This is a genomic window from Mycobacterium sp. E183 (assembly GCF_001667735.1).
Classification (GTDB): domain Bacteria; phylum Actinomycetota; class Actinomycetes; order Mycobacteriales; family Mycobacteriaceae; genus Mycobacterium.
The window spans coordinates 1-14992 of sequence record NZ_LZJN01000037.1; the positions used below are offsets into that span (position 1 = coordinate 1).

A 14992-nucleotide genomic window follows, 5' to 3' on the forward strand; every position below is an offset into this window, starting at 1 on the left:
CCAGTCCGACGAGGCTGATCTTGACCGCCCGGATGCCGATCGCGCTGGATTCCAGGGCGGTGTCCACGCTGTCGGCGATCGTCGCCGGCTACGAGGCCGTCCTGCGGCTGATTCACCCCGTCGCCATCGGCCACGTGGGTTGGGTCGCCGCCGCCGGGCTCATCGGCTTCGCGGGCAACGAGGTCGTCGCCGTCTACCGGATCCGCACCGGCCGCCGGATCGGCTCGGCCGCCCTCGTCGCCGACGGCCTGCACGCTCGCACCGACGGATTCACCTCGCTCGCAGTGCTTTTCGGGGCGGCCGGCGTCGCGCTCGGCTACCCGCTGGCCGACCCGATCGTCGGCCTGATCATCACGGTGGCGATCCTGGCGGTGCTGCGCGGTGCCGTGCGCGACATCTTCCGCCGGCTCATGGACGCGGTGGACCCCGCGCTCGTCGACACGGCGGAAGCGACGCTGGCCGCCCGCCCCGGCGTCCGCAGCGTGCGCAGCATCCGGATGCGCTGGATCGGGCACCGCCTGCACGCCGACGCCGAACTCGACATCGACCCCGGCATCAGCCTCCAGGACGCGCACCGCATCGCCCACGACGCCGAGCACCAGCTGACCCACGCCGTGCCGCGGCTCGACAGCGCCCTGGTGCACGCCTACCCGGCGCACCACCCCTAGGCGTCGATCACCAGGCGACCGCCGTTGGCCCGCGAGACGCAGACCAGCATTTCGCCGTCGCCCTCCGCGGCGCGGCCGCGGCGATCGACCTCCCCGGCAAGCACTTTCACCTTGCAGGTGCCGCAGAAGCCTTGCTGGCAGGAGTACGCGGTCGTCGGGTCGCCGTCCAGCATGACGTCCAGCGCCGACCGGTTCGCAGGCACGCTCAGCACGCGCCGTGAACGGGCAAGCTCCAGCTCGAAGGGGACGCCGTCGACGACGGGCGGCGGCCCGAACCGCTCGTAATGCAGTGGCGCGTCGGCGTGTTGGTCGCGCATCGTGCGCACCGACTCCAGCATCGCGGTCGGGCCGCACACGTAGACGGCCGTCGACGGCCCGGCATCGGCGAGCAGCTCGGAGGCGTCGGGAATGCGGCCACGCTCGTCGTCGGCCCACACGCTGACCCGGTCGGGCGCCACCGCCAATACCTCGTCGAGCAGCGGCATGTACTCCCGGCTGCGGCCGGCATACACGGCACGCCAATCGATTCCGCGCTGCTGGGCGAGTGAGATCATGGGCAGGATCGGAGTCACGCCGATGCCGCCGATCACGAACAGCACCTCGCGCTCGTCGGTGACCAGATAGAACGCGTTGCGGGGCCCCTCGAATTCGATCGTGTCGCCCACGTCGAAGGTGTCGTGCATTTCGATCGAGCCCCCGCCACCGTCGGCGATCCGGCGTACCGCGATCCGGTAGTCGGTGCGCCGCCCGGGCGGACCGCACAGTGAGTACTGGCGGCGGCGGCCCGACGCCAGCCGAATGTCGATGTGCGCGCCGGGAGTCCACGACGGCAGCAATCCACCCTGCGCGTCGCCCAGCGTCAGCGCGACGACGTCGGGCGTGAGGAGTTCGCGCTTGGTGACCACCGCGGTGGTGGTCCGCCGCACCGGCACCACCCGCGAGGGGTCCCAGCGCGACGCCGACGCCAAGCCCCCGAAGAGGGTGCCCACTCCCCACAACGCCGTGTAGAGGCGGTCGCGCTTGCGACGACCGTACAAGTCGGCGGGTCTGCTGCCCCAAATCGTCTGTGCCACAACAAGTCCTACGTCTGACCAATGGTGCTCTGATCGACCCATTCGCTCGTGAGCCGGGCGATGACCTCGGGATGGGAGGACACCACCCAGTGCCCGCCCTCGATGTCGACGACCCTGCCGTTGGGCGGTATCGAGCCGGTGAACCGCTGCAGGGGCGGCGAGACGAAGTAGTCCCAGCGCGCCACCAAGACCTGCACGGGGACCTTGGTCTGCGGCAGCTCCTTCCCGGGCGCCAGGAACGGCCCGGGCATGTTGGCGCGGTACAGGTTCAGCCCGTTGACGTAGTCGCGGGTCGACCGGGTGGTCGCCGCGCGCCGCCGACCGGCCCGGCGTGGCCGGCCGATCAGTTCGACCGCCGCGAAGACCGCAACGGTCGCCCGGGACCAGATCGCCAACTCCGGCACGCCCGGGCACAGAAAGAACCAGATGTAGGTGGAGGCGAGCGCCTGTTTGAGGACGTCGAACACGCCGCGGGGTGAGCGGGCGGACCGCAGGAACTTGCCCGCGTAGTTCAGGTGCGGACCGGAGATCGACGTGAACGAGGCGACCTTGCCCATCACCGACTCGTCGGTGACCGCGGCCCAGGCCTGGATGGAACCCCAGTCGTGGGCGATCAGGTGGACCTCGTTCACCCCGAGGCTGTCGATCACCGCGCCGATGTCCGAAATCAGTTGCGGCAGGCGGTATGCCGCGCGCTTCGCCGGCTTGGACGAATCGCCGGCGCCCCGGACGTCGAAGGCCACGAAGTTGTAGCGCCCACCCAGGGCGTCGGCGACGCCGTCCCACACGTGGTGGTTGTCGGGGTAGCCATGGATCGCCAGAATCGTCGGGCGCCCCGGGTCGATCGGCGAGTGGGCGTGGACGGCCAGCGACACGCCGTCGGACGCGATCACGGTGTTGGACTGAGTCATTCGTGTGCCCCCGACGTTCAGTGCGCCGCGCGGGCCGCGGGCGAGCGGGCCAGGTAGTCGACCGCGCGGCCCACCCCGCCGAGCTTGGACGGGTGGAAACTCGGCGTGTAATAGGCGCCGATGACCCGCAGGAACTGGAACGGCCCGGGCACCAGGCCGCGGCGCGCCGCGCTGAAGTAGTCGCGCCAGCGGGGTTTGGTGCCCGGCGGCAGGTACGGGTCGACCGAGTACATGAACCGCACGCCGCGGACGAACAGCCACAGCAGCGCCGGCGTGATCAGCAGCTGGGTGCGCACCTGGCGCCAGTAGCCGCCGCGCAGGTGCTTCATGGTGTCGAACGCGACCGCCTTGTGTTCGACCTCTTCGGCCCCGTGCCAGCGCAGCAGGTCGAGCATCACCGGGTCGGTGCCGAAGGCGTCGTGCTGCGGGGTGTCCAGGATCCACTCGCCCAGGATGGCGGTGTAGTGCTCGAGCGCGGCCACCATCGACACCCGCTCGAGCAGCCAGCTCTGCCGTCGCCGCCAACCCCACCCGGGCCGGTCCCCGATGAGCTGGGAGAAGAGCCAGGCCATCTGGTCGGTGAACGGCGTGACGTCGACGCCCTTGGCCGCGAAGTGATCCAGCACCCCGGAATGAGCCTGGGAGTGCATGGCCTCCTGGCTGATGAAGCCCTGCACGTCCAGCCGCAGCTGGTCGTCCTTGATCAGCGGCAACGCGTTCTTGAACGCGTCGACGATGAACTCCTCGCCTGCGGGCAGCAGCAGGTGCAGCACGTTGCAGAAATGGGTGGTGAAGGGCTCGTTGGGCACGTAGTAGAACGGCAGCGTCGCCCAGTCGAACTCGACGTCGCGCGCCTGCAGGACGATCCGCTCGTGGTCGAGCGAGGCGTCATGCGGGCCCGTCGCCTGGTCGTCGACGGTGAACATGGAAGAACCCCCTTGGGAAACTAGGCGCTGCGTTGCGCCTCGGCCTCAGCCTCGGTGATCAGGCGCTCACTGCGCAAGAACCGGACGAGATTCTCGACCGTGTCGGTGAGCGACGGCTCACGCAGGCCGACCGAGGCCAGCGCACGCGCACTCCGGTATTGGGAGTTGCCGTAGCGCTTGTCCCGCATCGCCGCGATCTTGTCGGCCGACCGGGTGAGGAAGTCGACCAGCGGGTAGATCGGGTCCCGCGTCGTGCAGCGGCGGTTCATCTCGGCGGCGAATGCCGGGATGTCGTGGTAGTCGAAGCGATAGCCGTAGCGCTCGGAGAGGACGCGGGTGATGTCCATCAGGTTGTAGTAGTCGTCCGCGGTCATGTTGAACACGGTGCCCTCGTCTGCCGGCAGGTCCATCAGCGCGACGATGTGGTCGGCGATCAGGTCCGCAGGCAGCAGGCTGAGCTGGTTGAGCGCGTTGGCGGCGATGCCGTGTTCGATCATGAACGCCACGGTGCGCACCAGGATGTCGTCGCCGCTGCCGAAGCCCGCGCTGGTCGGCGAGATCAGCGAGGGCCGGAAGATGCGCACGTCGAGCCCCTGCCGCTGGGCGGCGAAGGCCAGCTGCTCGGCCACCCACTTGGTCTGCGAGTAGCCGAAGTCCAGGGCGTTCATCTCCAGGTTGGCGTCGGACTCCCCGACCACCGGCTTGACGCTCCACCCGTAGATGAAGGTGCTCGAGACCAGGTGGAAGGTCTTGCGGTGCGCCGTCATCGCCAGCCGCAGCAGCTCGTGCGTCCCGATCACATTGGCCGGGCGCAGGGCGTCGTAGGTCCGAACGTAGTTGACCAGGGCGCCGTTGTGCAGGATGGCGTCGACGCTCTCGGCCAGGCGCCGGAACCCCTCCTCGCCGATGCCGAGCTGCGGCTCGGCGAGGTCGCCGCAGACCACGCGCACCCGCGCCCGGACCTCGGCTTCGAGGGCCGGCGTCCACAGCCGGGCCCGGCGCAGGGACGCGACGATCCGGTCCAGCCCGTGCGCGGGATCCGTGGCGCGGATCAGCGCGTGGACCGTGAGGGACGTCCGGCCGAGCAGGCTGGCGACCAGGAACGGCCCCAGGAAGCCGGTCGCGCCCGTCAGCAGGATGTCGCCGGGGGCCCCCGACCGCGCCGGCGGCAACGCCGGCAGGGGCAGCTGGGCGTCGGCCCGCATCCGCGCGACCTCGTAGGCCTCGTACTCGGTCGAAATCTGGTCCAGCGCCTGACGCAGCGCATCGAGCGGCTGGCCGGACCCCTCGCCGAATTGCCGCATCAGGCGGAAGAATTCGGCCACCGTGAGCCGCTGGAGCAGGCGCGTGTTGACCTCCTCGACCAGCTCCCCCGCGCCATGCTCTTCCAGCAGGGCCTGCAGGTCGGCGCGCAGCTCGGCGAGCGCCAGCGAGTCGATGCCGAGGTCCGCGAAGGAGCAGTCCTCTTCGCCGGTGAGGTCGTAGCTCTCGATCAGGTTGCGGAACCGGTCCAGCGGGCCCGGGTCGGTCTGCGCCCATTCGTGGGCCTGGTGCGTGTAGCTCGCCAGGACGGGCAGCTCGCCGTCCAGCCAAAGCTGACGCGTCGAGGACCGCCGGATCTTGCCCGAGGTGGTCTTGGGGATGCTGTGCGGCGGCACGAACACGATGGTGTGCGGGTCGATGTGGCCATGCCGGCGGATGGCCCGCGCCAGCGCCTTGCCGTCCGGCAGCGCTCCCGCGTCACGGACCTCGGCCACCACGGCCAGCACCTCCTGGTCGTCGCGCTCCACCGCGAACGCGGCCACGCAGCCGCCGCGCACCTGCGGGGCAGACCGCTCCACGATGCCCTCGATGTCGGAGGGGTAGCAGTTGACGCCGCGCACGATGATCAGGTCCTTGCTGCGGCCGCAGACGAACAGCTCGCCCTCGTAGAGGAAGCCGAGGTCGCCGGTTCGCAGGTAGGTGCGCTCGGTGTCGCCGGCGATGCGGGCCGCGAACGCCTCCGCGGTGACGTCGGGGCGGTTCCAGTAGCCGCCGCCCTTGGACGGGCCATCCAGCCAGACCTCGCCGACCCGGCCCTCCCCGAGGGCCTCGCCGGCCTCGGGGTCGACGATGCGGACCACGTTGCCGTCGATCGGCTTGCCGCAGCTGACCACCGGGGCCTGGTTGCTGTTCTCCGGCTGGGCCTTCTCGACCCGCGCGAGGTTCCTCTCCAGCGCACGCTTGTTCAGCGCCAGCGTCTGGCGGCCGCGAAGCGAAACGATCAGGGTGTTCTCGGCCATGCCGTACGCGCCGGTAAGGGCGTTGGGTTCCAGGCCGTAGGGCGCGAACCGCTGCCGGAAGCGCGCAAACGTGCTGGCGCGCAACGGTTCCGCGCCGACGACGATGTTCTCCAGGCTGCTCAGGTCGATCCCGGCGAGCTCGGATGTGGGCAGCTTGTCCTCGCGCAGGCACAACTCGAGGGCGAAGTTGGGCACCGGCGTGTGGGTCGCGCGCACGTCACTGATGAGCCGCAGCCACGACGACGGCCGCTTGAGGAAGTCCAGCGGTGACATGGCGTGCGTGGTGCCGCCGACCAGCAGGATGAACAAGTAGGCGGAGATCAGGCCCATGTCATGGTGCTGTGGGAGCCAGCTGACCAGCACCTCGCCACCCGCGAAGGCCGAGGCGTTGGCGATGACGTTGGCGTGGCTGACCACCACGCCCTTCGGGTCGCTGGTGGATCCGGAGGTGTACTGCAGGAAGAGCACCGGCTCCGGGGTGTCGGGAACGTGGGCGCCGCCGAACTCCTGCGTGCCGTCGGTGCCGAACCAGGGCAGCTCCGGGGGCCGCTGGGCCTCCGCCCACGGCGAGCCGCCGTCAAGGTGGTTGAGCAGCATGCGGTAGTCGTACTCGAACTGTTTGGTCGACAGCACCGCCTTGGCCTGGCAGTCGCGGGCGATGAAGCTGAGCTTGGCCAGACCCGACTCGAACGACATCGGCAGCGGCGGGCTGACCGGCACGGCGATCACCCCGATCCGAGCGCAGGCGTAGAACGCCGCGACCATCTCCAGGCCGGGCGGGTAGACGAGCAACGCTCGATCGCCCGGCCGCAGCCCGGCTTCGGTCGACAGGTACGCGGCCAGCTCGCGCGTCCGCTCGGAGAAGCTCCGATAGGTGTAGTGCTCCAGCTCGCGGCCTTCGTCGTCGACGAAGCGGAAGAGGGTCTTGTCGGGTGTTTGGGCTTCGCGCATGTGCAGATGGTCAATGAGCGTCTCCATCGCAGGAGCCACCCCCTTCCGGGTCAACTATGAGCGATAAGAACTTTTCGGATCAATTGATAACGCCCAATGTAACGCCGTTGATGGATGTTGAGCAAAGCGTGCAAGGCATTTCCGGAGACCGCACATTAATCTCACAGGATGGACTTAACTACCGGCACCCGTCGACAATCATGGGATCCGCATCTACGGACTTCAGTATTCACGTTTATGGGTTGAACAGCGCATTTATCGCCCGGGCCTTGTCGCATCCGTGCGGATACTGAGGTACGTATTTCTCAGCATCATGATTTCTCCTGAGATGACTTCGGCCGAATCCGGGGTGCATTTCGTATTCGCACCGCAAAGGCCATAGCAACCCCAATATCGAGCTTCGCATTCCCGGCGGCGAGTGAGATGCGCCACGGGAGCCGTCTCGCCGCTGCTGACCTACTGAGCTACGGAGTCAGCTCGGCTGGGCAACCCGGATGCGGGGGCCGGCCCGGGCCACCAACCGGGTGATCCCGACGAAGCGTTCGCCGTCGATGATCGGCGAGAGCGGCTCCCCCTCGGCCTCGATGGTCATTTCGCGGCCGTTCACGTCGCGAACCCCGGGACCCCGCAGCGTGCCATTGGTGAGTGCCGCGGGCAGCTGGACCACGATCCGCGAGGGCCGTATCTCGCCGGCCTGGAAATGCAGCGCGCCGGGATTCTCGGCCTTCGGGAAGAGCCGGAACGGTCCCCCGATCCGCAGGTCGATCGCTCCCGCGTGCAGCACGCGGTGCGTCCGCGACGGGACCTCCTCGCCGTCGATGACGACCCGGGCACGCGTTGGGGTGAACAGCACCGACGAGTAACTGGACGCCCGCGAACGGCCGACCTTGGACGCGAGGTAATCGCGGAACGAACGGCCGATCACCCGGGCGACCTCTGTACGGCCGTGGTCGGGCTTTCCGTAATACATGTCGTAGAACCGGTTGCCGACGCCGCCGGCGGCGAGTCCGAAACACAGGCGATGAAACGCCGCGCCGTCCGCGGTCTCGCCGTCGAGTTGCAGGGTGTCCAAACGCATTTCGGGCGGGGGCCGGTTCGCCTCGGCGGCTGCCACCAGGGCGCGGACGATGGCGTCGGGCCGCCCGCGCACCCGCGCCTTGCGCGCGACGGCGTTGACGCTGCCGCCGTTGGACGGCACGAACGTCGGCCAGCGTTCCGGATCGGCTTCGCAGCGCTCGATTTCGTTGATCAACCAGTGCAGCGCGCCGTCGCCGCCGTCGCCCACGAGGTGCGTGACCCGCGGGTGGAGCCCGTCCAGGGTCTTGCCCAGCTCCTCGGTCGAGGCGGTTTCGTGGACCTCGCCCCACGGACCGACGATGCGGCGCAGCTCGGCGACGCGGTCACCGCGCGCGCCGCGATTCCTGCGCGCGAGCGGATTGACGATGACCCCTAAATACATCCGCGGCGTCGGAGTTCCACCGGCCATCCCACGCACGATACCTGCGGCGTTCGGGTGGGAGGCATCACGTAGTTAGGGTGGGCTGCATGCCTGGTTGGACCGCAGCAGACCTGCCCTCCTTCGCCGGACGCACCGTCGTGATCACCGGCGCCAACGCCGGACTGGGGGAAGTGACCGCCCGCGAATTGGCCCGGGCCGGCGCCCGCGTCGTGCTGGCCGTTCGCGACACCGAGAAGGGCAAGGCCGCCGCGGATCGGATGCGCGGTGACGTCGACGTCCGCCACCTCGACCTGCAGGACCTGGGCTCGGTGCGGCGCTTCGCCGACGAGATGACGGCGGTGGACGTGCTGGTCAACAACGCCGGCATCATGGCCACCAAACACGCGGTGACCGCCGACGGCTTCGAGGGCCAGATCGGCACCAACCACCTCGGCCATTTCGCGCTGACCAACCTGTTGCTGCCCAAGCTGACCGACCGGGTGGTGACGGTGTCCTCGCTGATGCACCACTTCGGCTACGTCAGCCTCAAGGACCTGAACTGGCGCTCCCGCCCGTATTCGGCGTGGCTGGCCTACAGCCAGTCGAAGCTGGCCAACCTGCTGTTCACCAAGGAGCTGCAGCGGCGCCTGGACGCCGTCGGTTCTCCACTGCGCGCGCTGGCCGCCCACCCCGGCTGGTCGCACACCAACCTGCAGGGCAACTCCGGACGCAAGCTGGGCGACGCGGCGGTGTTGGCCGTCGACCGCATCGTGTCCACCGACGCCGATTTCGGGGCCAGGCAGACGCTGTACGCGGTCTCGCAGGATCTGCCCGGCGACACCTTCGTCGGCCCGCGCTTCGGTCTGTATGGCCGCACCCAGCCGACCTGGCGTAACTGGCCGGCCAAGCGGGCGGGCACCGCCGCGGCGCTGTGGGACCTTTCCGAGCAGCTCACCGGCACCGCTTTCCCGCTATGAGAATGCTCGACGGGCGGTTTGCCGCAGCCCGACTAGATTGGTGGCATGTCGAGGGCTGATATTGCGGCGATCCTTGCCCTCCTTGCCGCGCTGGCGTCGGCGATCGGCAACGTGGTCCGCCAGCGATCCGCGCAGGAGGTCACCGACAAACCCGTCGGCCACCTCGCGCTGTTCGGCATGCTGTTGCGCGACAGGCGTTGGTGGATGGGCGGTCTCGGCGACATCGCCAGCTACGTGTTGCTGGCCGCCGCCCTGGACAAGGGCTCCGTGCTGTTGGTGATGTCGCTTCAGGTGACGTCGCTGCTGTTCGCGCTGCCGATCTATGCGCGGATGAGCCGACACCCGGTCACGCGCGGGGAGTGGACGTGGGCGGTGTTGCTGACCGCGGCGTTGGTGGTCGTCATCGCGGTCGGCCAGCCGGCGGGCGGCCAGGAGCGCGCCGCGGCCCACGTATGGCTGATCGTGGCCCTGGCCATGGCCCCGCCCCTGCTGTTGGCGATGGCCGGCGCCCGGGTCTGGTCGGACCGCCCGGTGGCGGCGTTGTTGCTCGCGGCGGTCGCCGGTTCGTTGCTGGCCGTCTTCGCGGTGTTGATGAAAGGCGTCGTCGACATCCTCGAACACAACCCCGACCAGTTGTGGACCAGGCCCGAGGTGTACGGCTGGGTGTTCTGCGGGGCGGCCGGGATGGTGATCCACCAGTCGGCGTACCGCGCCGGCGCCTTGACCGCGTCGTTGCCGACGATCATCGCCGCCAAGCCCATCGTGGGTGCGGTCCTCGGGATCACCGTGCTCGGTGAGACGTTGGACGCGCACGGTTTCGACTGGGTCGTGTTGGCGGTGGCCGCGGCGCTGGTGATCATCGCAACGGTGGGCCTGGCTCGCGGCGAGGCCGCCACGGTGTCGGCGGGCGCCGGGCGCGACGTGCGGATCGAGGACGAGCCGAAAGCCGTGAAGCCCGCGCTCTGATGAGGTATCCCGATCGACAACCTGTTATGCGGGAGTCTGGAACCTCGACGGCTGCAGCTGCATACCAAGCTGGGGCAGTTCAAATCGTGACGGTTTGATTAGCTGATGGCCATGCCCGACATTCACGATTTTGCTACCCTCTTCCGCGGCAACGTCCGCGCTCAGCTCAATTGGGCTCGACTCTTGGAGCTTGGGTCTCCCGTTACTCAGATTGTTACGGCAGATCGAAGCATGCTCGGCGGCCTGCGCACCGTCTGGTACTTCAACTCGTTGGGTGACCCTGTCGATTGGTTCACCGAGGGAGCACACCGGAAATCGGTCTATCAAGTAATCGAGTTGCAAGCACAGTGGCCGCAGGAACGCCTTCAGCGGATCGCCTACTTCCGCCAACGTATACGCGAGGCGGTCGATCCGCATGTTGTGCTTCTACCTACCTACAGGTTGCGCGATGGGTTACTCCTACTCGATGCTACGCACCGCGTAGTTGCGGGTCTTCTTGAGTCTGCAGATATTCGGGCGCTGATCATGACGGTAGAGGGGCCCCTCTCGTCAGACTTGCTGCCAGATCTCCACCTTAGTTAGATCACGGTGTGACAACACAAGGGCCGGGCCAGGGCGACAACATCTGCCCCGCAGACGCTAGCGATTGGATCGGGCCTTCCGATCTGTTCCAAGCCTTCGCGGACCGTTTGAAATTCGAGCACGATATCATAGGCCATCGTATGGGGTGGCTGATGACGCTAAACGGATTTTTAGTCGGTGCGGCCGCACTTGTCTTGAGTAATCACACCAACGTGCATGAACCGGCGCTAACCGCTACCCTGCTTTCAATCTGCCTCGCCGGAGCGGTGAGCAATATCTCCTGTTGCTACTCGAATTACTGGTCGGACGTCACAATTAGAGAGGCCGCCTCGGGCCTCGACGAAGCGCTACGGATGGTTAATCGAAGAAATGGTGATCTGACAGATCGAGTAACAGAAGTCAGCCTCGAAGCATACGGCCGTATCTTTGGACGCGACCCCGCAGCATTTCGCCGGAAGAATCGGTTTCACTATTGGGATCTTTTACATCCTTGGTTTCTTCTTCCGCTTCTCTTCGTTGTAGCTTTCTGCATTGCAGCTACCTTTATGGAAAAGATTACCGGCGCAAGTTTCCGCTGGTGGTATCTGGCGCTGCCCGATTTTGTCACAGCGCTATTCATCGCACTCGGTACCCTCGCCGTTACTCGCTACGAGGCGGATAAGAAGAAGCATGCATCCCACGCATAGTCTATCGAGTGCACAGACTACGCCGTTGGTCGCCAACGCGGACTCGCTGTCGACGGAGAGACCGCTTTAGGGCGACTCGAACCCAGCGGGCATCAAATTTGGAGTTCGATCCCGCATTGTTAAAGGGAAGAGCCGAGAAAGACTGTCTTCAGGTCATGCTCCAGGTACAACTTGCAGATCCGTGCTCCCGACCAAGACCATCCTGCTGTGTTTTGAATTGTGCCTCACACAGCTGACAATCAGGTTCCATCTGTGAGTGCCTACCCGAGCTAGGCAACGTTCACTACGTTGGCCGACCGGCAGGAGCCGCCAATACGCACTGCCGGTTGGGTGGTTCGACAGGCTCAACGTAGGCAAAGCTCTGCGGGGGCACTCCGGATGGCAGAAGCTCTTGGAGGGGCATTGGCACCTCAAGGCGAACCACATTTCCAATACGTATTCCGGACCCAACGCTGCTGCCCGCGTAGTACCGGTCAAAGTCAGCGCGGTCTATGCCACCGACGCTGGCGAACTGGCGCCATAGGTCGCGTGGCGGCGCAGTAATAGTTGCGTCTATCTCGAAGCAGCCGACTATTCGTTGAACTGGCGCTGTGGCATACACCCAGACGACGGACACGTCGCAAGCCAGCGGTCGCTTACGAAACTCGACTCTCTTCCGGCCATCCATAATGCCCTCCGCATATCGCGGGTGGACAGACATAACTACCTGTCTGCCAGTTGCTGGTGAACCCATTGTGTGCCAGCCTCCTTCACCTTCTGTACGGTTTGCGGCGGTGCCTTCAACACGTGGTTGGACATTAGCTCGGCCAGTGTCCACGGTGGATCGATCACCCGATCCTGGCGGAACAAGATAACGAGTACCTGCGATCGGTGTCCGGCGAGGGCCTCAATATCGCTCGCACTGTAGACCGTCCGGCCTCCGACCAGGTTCATCACTTCATCGGGTTCAGATGTGCGGTGGGTGTCCTCCGCAACTCCGATCACCTCGACAGTCTGAAACCCAGACCGGTAGAAGAGGATTACGTCTCCTTGGTTCATCTGCTTTGTTGATGCGTTACATAGGTAAGCCTTTCGTAGGGCGTTTCCCCAGGGACGAGTCATCTGACCCGTAATGCCGGGTAGTGCAAGCTGCCCACCAACTCCGGTGGAAGCGCACTCAGGGAACAGTTGGTTGTGCCAATGGTCCTGGATCGGTATGACAAATACCGATGCCGCGGTCGAGACCGCTGGCGGTCCATAGTGGACGTGGAAATCAAGTGGGCTAAGTGAGGCATCTTGCGGCCGGAGAACCTTGACAAGCACGACTTCACCTTTCGGTGATCGACCGCCGTCGAAGTACCCAAACAGGCCGAGGAAATCGATCAATCGTTGGTGACGACCCCAAACCTCCACGTAGGCACTCGCCACTCTGTGATCGTGGTGCGATTGCAGGACAGCCTTGAGGAGAAGCTCACCATAATGGTTACCTGAATATGCTGGTGCCACTTTGAATGTCGAGATCTTGGTGACCGGTCGGATGAAGTTGTAGGCGCAGTCGTGTTCGGTGATCTTCAAAAGAGCGATGGCCGCGTAGGTTCCGTCTTGTTCCTCGACGACGTAACATTCGCGGTTCGTTGAGTCCGCTTGCACCTTGGCAATCCAATCGCCGAACTCTGGATAATCGTCTCGGATACTCTCAAAAATTTCTTGGTCCAGATCCAGTGCGTAGGATGGCACTTCCCTAACCCGAGGCGGAGGAGGGGCAACAGCCGGCGGCTCGAAGCCTTCGAGCATTGCCGCAGCATCCGCAAGCGTTAAGACCCGGTCACCAACGCCAATACGCTTGGCCCTTCGCCGGAGGCGGCCATCGTCACTTACGAGAAAATTGACAGCGTTCGAGTACAGCGCCGCTAAGATCCGGCGATCGCGATGATCGTTGCTGTCCGGCACGACCGCGCCAAGCTCGGTGTCGATATGCGAATTGATCGGGGATTCGGCCAGCACCTCAAACTTGTTTAGTTCCGCCATCCGCTGTTGGACACGGGCGCCGTCCTGGCCTTCTGCCAGTTCGTCTCGACTCGCGGGATGGACGAAGATGCGGTGGCCCTGCTTCATAGCCAGGCGCATGAAGGTGGAGGCAGGAGCCATGCCCGCTTCCAATTGGCCAGCGAATGGCTCTAACGCGATGAAAGCATTCGTATCCAATAGAAAGCGCGTCGGCGAGGCCGTACTACCTGCACCACCCCCATCCGCCACGTTCGGAATTATCGCCTTTTAATTGGCCCCTTCACATGCTGACACGGTCCATAGTCGTGGAGTTTTTGCCGATACTGAGAAAAGCGAGCTTTGCCTGCCGATTCCCGATCCCGACCATCGTAGGCTGCTGTCGCGGCTGAGCCCTGCCGGACTACTGGTATGCAGATCCTCAGCGACTTCGGTGGCCTTCGCCAGCGCCGGTGGTTGATCAGACATGGCCCGCGATCATATCGAGCCTGCGTCGAGATCCTGTCGGGGCTGAATCCGCGGGACGGTGCAGAGGAGGCCCAGCCCGAACAACCGCTCTATCACCGGAGGTTCATGGTCGAAGACCACCGGAGTTGTCTTCGACGTGCCTGCGAGAGACCACCCAGCTCTGTCGTTACGGTTCAGCATGTGAGTGAGCCCACCGAGCCGGAGCCAGGACAAGGACAAGGACAAGGACAAGGACAAGGACAAGGACAAGGACAAGGACAAGGACACACAGCGAGCGCGACGCTGAGCGTCAACGTCAGCTTCAGCGCGTCGGTTTCGGTACGTGACTACATGTCCGCCCAGCATCTATGGAACGCGCGGCGAGAAGCGTGGTTATGCCGGAAACGCGAAGACACGCTGCTGAGTCAGGTCGGCGCAGACCGGCCCCACCGATCACACGCCGTGACGACTGTGCTGTCGTCAGTCGCGTTCTTGGAGGCGGTTGCAAATGAAGTTTGGCAGGACGCCGCTGACAGCAAGCCCGGCGAGCACACGCCTTATACCGAAGGCATCCCCGAGAAGGCCCTCGCGACGATGCGCGAGCTTTGGAACGGCAAGGAGAATGCCGAACGTATGCTGTCGATATTGAGCAAATTCCAGGTGGCGTTGGTGTGCGGCGGACACACCAGAATGGACAAAGGCGCCGAGCCGTTCCAAAGCGCCGACGTGTTAATCGGACTGCGAAACACCTTGGTGCATTTCAAACCTCGCTGGTGGCACGATGACAACAGCGGTGAGGGCAAATTCTTCACCAGCCTGCGGGACAAACTTGCTGGGCGGGAGAATCGTCAGCCACCGACTCAGCCATGGTTCCCGAACCGAGTTCTCGGAGCCGGGTGCGCCGATTGGGCCTGTGAATCGGTTATCGCCTTTGCGCGGGAGTGGCACGGTCGGATGGGCTTGGCATTCGACTTTGACGAGCGCTATCTGATGCCCTCAGACCCATTCGAGGTCCCGTAAAAATGTCAATGTCCAGTGCCCGCCAGCAGGAAGGAACCAGGTCCTTAGGAATGTCAATCGCGCCTGGCTTAGAAAGCGAGGC

13 protein-coding genes are annotated in these 14992 nt (G+C 65.5%); 6 read left to right on the top strand and 7 right to left on the bottom strand.

What is annotated here, in order from left to right; translation table 11 throughout:
• A partial coding sequence (locus A5691_RS03575) for a cation diffusion facilitator family transporter (protein ID WP_197504921.1) occupies positions 1-668 on the top strand: 668 nt, incomplete at its 5' end.
• Here A5691_RS03575 and A5691_RS03580 read toward each other — a convergent pair.
• The 5 genes from A5691_RS03580 to A5691_RS03600 all read right to left on the bottom strand — a co-directional run bounded on the left by A5691_RS03580 (position 665) and on the right by A5691_RS03600 (position 8270).
• Entirely contained in the window at positions 665-1783 is a 1119-nt protein-coding gene (locus A5691_RS03580; RefSeq protein ID WP_068017682.1) for a PDR/VanB family oxidoreductase, read from the bottom strand. The genes A5691_RS03575 and A5691_RS03580 overlap by 4 nt on opposite strands.
• The gene (locus tag A5691_RS03585; protein ID WP_197694428.1) at positions 1750-2652 is read right to left on the bottom strand and encodes an alpha/beta fold hydrolase; all 903 of its coding nucleotides are present in this window, start codon (positions 2650-2652) and stop codon (positions 1750-1752) included. Before A5691_RS03585 ends, A5691_RS03580 begins: the two co-directional genes overlap by 34 nt.
• 17 nt (positions 2653-2669) lie before the next feature.
• Positions 2670-3578 carry a metal-dependent hydrolase gene (locus A5691_RS03590; protein ID WP_067749294.1) on the bottom strand — a complete coding sequence of 303 codons (909 nt, stop codon included), beginning with the start codon at positions 3576-3578 and terminating at the stop codon, positions 2670-2672.
• Between the two features lie 20 nt (positions 3579-3598).
• Positions 3599-6838 (bottom strand): thioester reductase domain-containing protein, encoded by a 3240-nt coding sequence (locus tag A5691_RS03595; protein WP_068017685.1) that lies wholly within the window; start codon positions 6836-6838, stop codon positions 3599-3601.
• Between the two features lie 445 nt (positions 6839-7283).
• Entirely contained in the window at positions 7284-8270 is a 987-nt protein-coding gene (locus A5691_RS03600; protein WP_067749288.1) for a diacylglycerol kinase family protein, read from the bottom strand.
• 86 nt (positions 8271-8356) lie between these two features.
• On the opposite strand from A5691_RS03600, the gene A5691_RS03605 reads away from it, so the two are divergent.
• The 4 genes from A5691_RS03605 to A5691_RS27820 all read left to right on the top strand — a co-directional run bounded on the left by A5691_RS03605 (position 8357) and on the right by A5691_RS27820 (position 11460).
• Entirely contained in the window at positions 8357-9226 is an 870-nt protein-coding gene (locus tag A5691_RS03605) for an oxidoreductase (RefSeq protein WP_067749275.1), read from the top strand.
• A gap of 45 nt (positions 9227-9271) precedes the next feature.
• Positions 9272-10192, top strand: coding sequence for a DMT family transporter (locus A5691_RS03610; RefSeq protein WP_068017688.1), 921 nt, complete (start codon positions 9272-9274; stop codon positions 10190-10192).
• A 105-nt stretch (positions 10193-10297) separates the two neighbouring features.
• Entirely contained in the window at positions 10298-10774 is a 477-nt protein-coding gene (locus tag A5691_RS03615) for a hypothetical protein (protein ID WP_068017691.1), read from the top strand.
• An 8-nt stretch (positions 10775-10782) separates the two neighbouring features.
• Positions 10783-11460 (top strand): hypothetical protein, encoded by a 678-nt coding sequence (locus A5691_RS27820; RefSeq protein ID WP_156675664.1) that lies wholly within the window; start codon positions 10783-10785, stop codon positions 11458-11460.
• A 283-nt stretch (positions 11461-11743) separates the two neighbouring features.
• Here A5691_RS27820 and A5691_RS27085 read toward each other — a convergent pair whose 3' ends face one another.
• Together A5691_RS27085 and A5691_RS03620 are read right to left on the bottom strand one after the other, a co-directional pair.
• A complete protein-coding gene (locus A5691_RS27085) occupies positions 11744-12193 on the bottom strand; it encodes an ASCH domain-containing protein (protein ID WP_082950117.1) in 450 nt (149 codons plus the stop codon).
• Positions 12163-13695, bottom strand: coding sequence for a GNAT family N-acetyltransferase (locus tag A5691_RS03620; protein WP_231981017.1), 1533 nt, complete (start codon positions 13693-13695; stop codon positions 12163-12165). Before A5691_RS03620 ends, A5691_RS27085 begins: the two co-directional genes overlap by 31 nt.
• Before the next feature lie 657 nt (positions 13696-14352).
• Here A5691_RS03620 and A5691_RS03625 point away from each other — a divergent pair.
• Positions 14353-14910, top strand: a complete 558-nt coding sequence (locus A5691_RS03625; RefSeq protein ID WP_082950119.1) for a hypothetical protein — start codon at positions 14353-14355, stop codon at positions 14908-14910.
• Positions 14911-14992 lie beyond the last annotated feature (82 nt).